General features: G+C 64.3%; 2 protein-coding genes and 1 pseudogene. 2 read left to right on the plus strand and 1 reads right to left on the minus strand.

The annotated features are described in order from the left end of the window. Positions 1 to 74: 74 nt before the first annotated feature. Positions 75 to 902, minus strand: coding sequence for an IclR family transcriptional regulator (locus FUT88_RS25110; protein WP_027677938.1), 828 nt, complete (start codon positions 900 to 902; stop codon positions 75 to 77). 103 nt (positions 903 to 1,005) lie between these two features. Here FUT88_RS25110 and FUT88_RS25115 point away from each other — a divergent pair, with 103 nt between their 5' ends. Next, positions 1,006 to 2,199 (plus strand): acyl-CoA dehydrogenase, encoded by a 1,194-nt coding sequence (locus FUT88_RS25115; RefSeq protein WP_147219253.1) that lies wholly within the window; start codon positions 1,006 to 1,008, stop codon positions 2,197 to 2,199. Positions 2,200 to 2,671: 472 nt separating this feature from the next. Beyond that, positions 2,672 to 3,731: pseudogene (locus FUT88_RS25120) on the plus strand (NCS2 family permease); the annotation flags it as partial.

Below are 3,731 nucleotides of genomic sequence, written 5' to 3' on the forward strand. Positions count from 1 at the left end.
AGGGCATCAACGGCCAAACCCGTCTGGACGCCAGCGCTGGTGGCAAAACAGTTTCCGGGGAATCTCTGAGCGCCCTACGCGGCTGGCTCGACCACTTGGCCTAGCCGTGCCGCGAACTCCCGCAGCGCGGGGGCCAGTTCGTCGCGGATGCGCTCTGCATCGGCGGAGGTGTATGGCGCGCTGCAACTCACGACATACGGCTCGCGCTGGCTTGGTGCGAAGAAGGCGACTGCGCATGCGTGGATGGCAGGATGCCAGTCGCGCAGCGACACGGCGTAGCCGTTGCGTACGCCGGCTTTCACTGCGTCGTCTGCGGCAGCGCCTTCCGCCGCCCATTGCGCAGGCTGCTGCGTGCGCAATGCTTCGTAGAGGCGCTCACGCCGCGCTACGGGCAACGAAGCCAGATACGCCCGCCCCATCGAACTCGACAGCAGCGACAGCCGCGAGCCCACGCCCAAGCCCGACGAGCCGCTCATCGACGGGCTGTCGTGGCGGATCGTCTCCAGATAGACCATGTCCAGCCGATCACGCTTACCGAGCGAGATCGACACGCCAAAGCGCTGTGCAAACGCGCTCATGTGTGGACGCGCGAGCTGGATCACATCGCTCGAGGCCAGATAGGCAAATCCGAGTGCGAGCACACCGGCGTCGAGCCCGTATTTGCCGAGCGCGTCGTCATAACGCAGGTAACCGAGCGACACCAGCGTGCCAGCCAGCCGGCTGACGGTGGCTTTGGGAAAGCCCGTGCGCCGGACAAATTCCTGATTGCCGAGCAGCGTGTCGCCTGGGCGGAATGCGCGCAGCAGTTCGAGCCCGCGCGCCAACGCCGTGACGAAATTCGGATCGCTCGACTCAGCCGGCGCGGTATCGAATTCGGGATCGGGGAGACGGGTCGTGCTCATGGCAAAAAAGCCCTGGAAATCGTCGGTGGTTGCGCTATGATAGCCCTAAATTTCGAAACTGTGTTCCGTATATCGGAACAACAAAGACTCGGAGACCACCGCTGTGACTGCTCGCAACGCCTTCAATTGGGCTGACCCCCTGCTGCTCGACCAACAACTGACCGACGACGAGCGCATGGTGCGCGACGCCGCCGCGTCGTACTGCCAGGACAAGCTGATGCCGCGCGTGCTGGAGTCGTTCCGGCATGAGAAGACCGATGCGTCGATCTTTCGCGAGATGGGCGAGCTGGGCCTGCTGGGTCCGACGATTCCAGAGCAGTACGGCGGCCCGGGACTGAACTACGTCAGCTACGGTCTGATCGCGCGTGAAGTCGAACGTGTGGATTCGGGCTATCGCTCGATGATGAGCGTGCAGTCGTCGCTGGTGATGGTGCCGATCTACGAATTCGGCAGCGAGGCGCAAAAGCAGAAGTACCTGCCGAAGCTGGCCACGGGCGAATGGATCGGCTGCTTTGGCCTGACCGAACCGAACCACGGTTCCGACCCGGCCTCGATGATCACGCGCGCCAAGAAAGTCGACGGCGGCTACTCGCTGTCGGGCGCCAAGATGTGGATCACCAACTCGCCCATCGCCGATGTGTTTGTCGTGTGGGGCAAGCTGCCCAACGACAACGGCGAGGATGAAATCCGCGGCTTCATCCTGGAGAAAGGCTGGAAGGGACTGACGGCGCCCGCTATCCACGGCAAGGTCGGCCTGCGTACATCGATCACCGGTGAAATCGTGCTCGACGAAGTGTTCGTGCCGGAAGAAAACCTGATGCCCGGCGTGCGCGGCCTGAAGGGTCCGTTCACGTGCCTGAACTCGGCGCGCTACGGCATCGCGTGGGGCGCGCTGGGCGCAGCCGAGGCCTGCTGGCACATCGCACGCCAGTACGTGCTCGATCGCAAGCAGTTCGGCCGCCCGCTCGCCGCCAACCAGCTCGTGCAGAAAAAGCTGGCCGACATGCAGACCGAAATCACGCTCGGGCTGCAAGGCTGCCTGCGCCTGGGCCGCATGAAGGACGAGGGCACCGCCGCGGTCGAAATCACGTCGATCATGAAACGTAACTCGTGCGGCAAGTCGCTCGACATCGCCCGCATGGCGCGCGACATGCTCGGCGGCAATGGCATCTCGGATGAATTCGGCGTGATTCGCCACGTGGTGAACCTGGAAGTGGTGAACACGTACGAAGGCACGCACGACATCCACGCGCTGATCCTCGGCCGCGCACAAACCGGCATTCAGGCTTTCTTCTGATTGCGCTTTGTTTTTACGGCGAGTTGGGGCACACTCGTGCACCACTCGCCACACGTGTTGCCGCATCTCTCGCTCGTCCTGGGCACCGCTGTTCTCCTCCCCGCGCGATATACCAATTTGCAAATGACCGGGATACGCCGCGCCGCATGAATCGGCAGTAGCGCGCGTCTATGCTTCGGTCCAAGTGTCGGCGGATTGTTGGGCCGCACGCCCTCACACCGATAAAACGAGCGCGCAATCCACACGCAGAGTGCAGCGCCACGCGACAAAACCAATCGCGAGACAACGGTCTGGAGAATGCCCGCGCATGTACGCCGGCACCCGTACCGATATCAAAACCAGAACAGGGCACCCTACGCGGACGACCCAGATCGGCCGGCGCGGAGTCCTGCCAGGAGACAAACCCACCATGGCTGAACAGTCCATTCCGTCGTCGACGGAACTTGGCGCCGCCGGCATCGCCGATGCGCGTGTCATCGATCGCTATTTCCAGATTTCCGAACGCGGCAGCACGCAAAAGCGCGAGGTCGTGGCTGGCATCACCACCTTCATGGCGATGGTCTACGCGGTGTTCGTCGTGCCCGGCATGCTGGGCAAGGCCGGCTTTGACACCAGCGCCGTGTTCGTCGCGGTGTGCCTGACCACCGCCTTCGGCTCGCTGCTGATGGGCCTGTGGGCCAAGCTGCCGATCGCCATTGGCTGCGCAATCTCGCTGACGGCGTTCATGGCTTTCGGCCTGGTGCTGGGGCAAAAGCTGACGCCGGAAATCGCGCTCGGCGCCGTGTTCCTGATGGGCGTGGTTTTCACCGCCATCTCGGCCACGGGCGTGCGTTCGTGGATCCTGCGCAACCTGCCTTCGGGCGTGGCGCACGGCACGGGCATCGGCATCGGGCTGTTCCTGCTGCTGATCGCGTCCAACGATGTGGGGCTGGTCGTCAAGAACGCCGGTGCGGGCCTGCCCGTTGCACTGGGCCACGTGACCGCCTTCCCGGTGATGATGTCGGTGCTGGGCCTGGCCGCCATCTTCGGCATGGAGCGTCGTCGCGTACCGGGCGGCATCCTCATCGTCATCATCGCCATCTCGGTCCTGGGCCTGATCTTTGACCCGGCCGTGAAGTTCACCGGCGTGTTCGCCCTGCCCTCGCTGGCCAGTGCTGGTCACGCCTCGCTGATTGGCGCGATGGATATTCGCGGCGCACTCACGGCCGCCGTGCTGCCGAGCGTGCTGGCACTGGTGATGACCGCCGTGTTCGATGCCACCGGCACGATCCGCGCGGTGGCAGGCCAAGCCGGACTGCTCAACGACAAGGGCCACATCATCAACGGTGGCCGCGCCCTGACGGCCGATTCGGTCAGCTCGATCTTCTCGGCGTTCTTCGGCGGGGCACCGGCGGCGGCCTACATCGAGTCGACGGTTGGCGTGGCAGCCGGCGGCAAGACGGGCCTGACGGCCGTCGTGGTCGGCGTGATGTTCCTGGCGGTGATGTTCTTTTCGCCGCTCGCGGGTCTGGTGCCGTCGTACGCAACGGCAC

The sequence above is a fragment of the Ralstonia sp. TCR112 genome (genome assembly GCF_007997035.1).
Lineage (GTDB): Bacteria > Pseudomonadota > Gammaproteobacteria > Burkholderiales > Burkholderiaceae > Ralstonia > Ralstonia edaphi.